The 1,390-nt window shown below is 31.1% G+C and carries 1 protein-coding gene; it reads right to left on the bottom strand.

What is annotated here, in order from left to right:
* Positions 1 to 141: 141 nt before the first annotated feature.
* Positions 142 to 1,390, bottom strand: a 1,249-nt coding sequence (locus tag UDIV_RS04095) for a site-specific DNA-methyltransferase (RefSeq protein WP_038103729.1), incomplete at its 5' end; no start/stop codon positions are given.

Here is a 1,390-nt window from a genome sequence, read left to right as displayed (position 1 = left end):
CGCTTTTTGCATAAATATTATTCCTTTTTCAAATAGTTCTTAAAATCTATCCTAACAAGTTATACTAAATTAACAACGAACATAAAGTATGAGCAAGACAGTTTTCTATTATAAGAATTAGTTTTAAATAATCTTTGCTCACTACTTATCACCATAAAAAGCTTTATTGAAATTCTTATCGTTTTCACTAATGTTATATTCAGCATCTTCAATACTTGAATAGTTTACATATAGTTTGTTTTTATCAATTAATTTAATTAATGCTTGTTTTTGTTGATCAAGTTCTAATGTATTAAATTCATCATCTAAAGACCTAATATCAGCACTAAAAACATAAGGAACTATTCTATCGTCTTTTAAGATTAATTCCTTAATTTGATTGATGTTTTCATCTGTAGCATCTATGACTTTTTGAATTAGTTTTTGGGCGCCTTCTTTAAGCTCAAGGTAAACAAATGAACCCCCACCTTTCCAATTAACAGACTTAGAAATTCCACCTTGTTCTCCGTCTATCACTTTTTTCATTCTTTCAACAGTAATATTCTCGATGTAGTTCATTTGCTCAACACCTATATATCTACGACCCATTTTATGAGCAACAGCACAAGTTGTTCCAGAACCTAAATAATAATCTAGAACTAAATCTCCTTCTTTAGTAGACAACTCTAAAATTTTTCTTATAAACTGTTCTGGTTTTGGATTGCTAAAAACATTTTTCCCGAATAACTCTTTCAAGTGTTGCGTACCATTTGTTGTTGTTCCTACATCATCCCAAATAGTTTTGACAACTTTCCCTCTTTCTTCTGCCTCAAAAAGAAATCTTTTTCTTTGCGGACCTGATTTTCCTGTAGCGCCAAAAACTATACGATTATCTTTTAACAATTCTTGATACTTATTGTAATCATTTTTCCAACTGCAACCTTCATTTGGAAGATATACAACTCCAGTGTTCGGATTTACAATTTCATATTGTTGATTCGGACGTCATCCACCTACTTGGAACGGGTCCGCCTTCCATGGACCTCTAGGATCATTGTCAGGATTTGCGAATCCCTCTCCATCATCTTGAATTCTAAATTCTGTCCTATTTTTCACAAAGTGATCCTTATTTTTAAAATACACCAGAGTATGCGTATGTGATGCTGATATTATTGCAGTATTCGTTACAGATTTTGTTGAATTCCATATTATATCATTTAAATAATTTTTTGAACCGAATATGCCGTCCATTAATACTTTGCAATAATGTGCTTCTCTGTAATCTAAGTTTACAAAGATAACTCCATCATTTTTTAATAATTTCATAGCAAGCTCTAATCTATTTTTCATAAATGTAAGCCAAGTTGAGTGGTTGAAAGAATCATTATAATTAAAACTATCATTCCCTCCG

The sequence above is a fragment of the Ureaplasma diversum NCTC 246 genome, assembly GCF_000731915.1.
Lineage (GTDB): Bacteria > Bacillota_I > Bacilli_A > Mycoplasmatales > Mycoplasmoidaceae > Ureaplasma > Ureaplasma diversum.
Note: the sequence above shows the minus strand (reverse complement) of the source record. Positions and strands in the feature narration are given on the sequence as shown.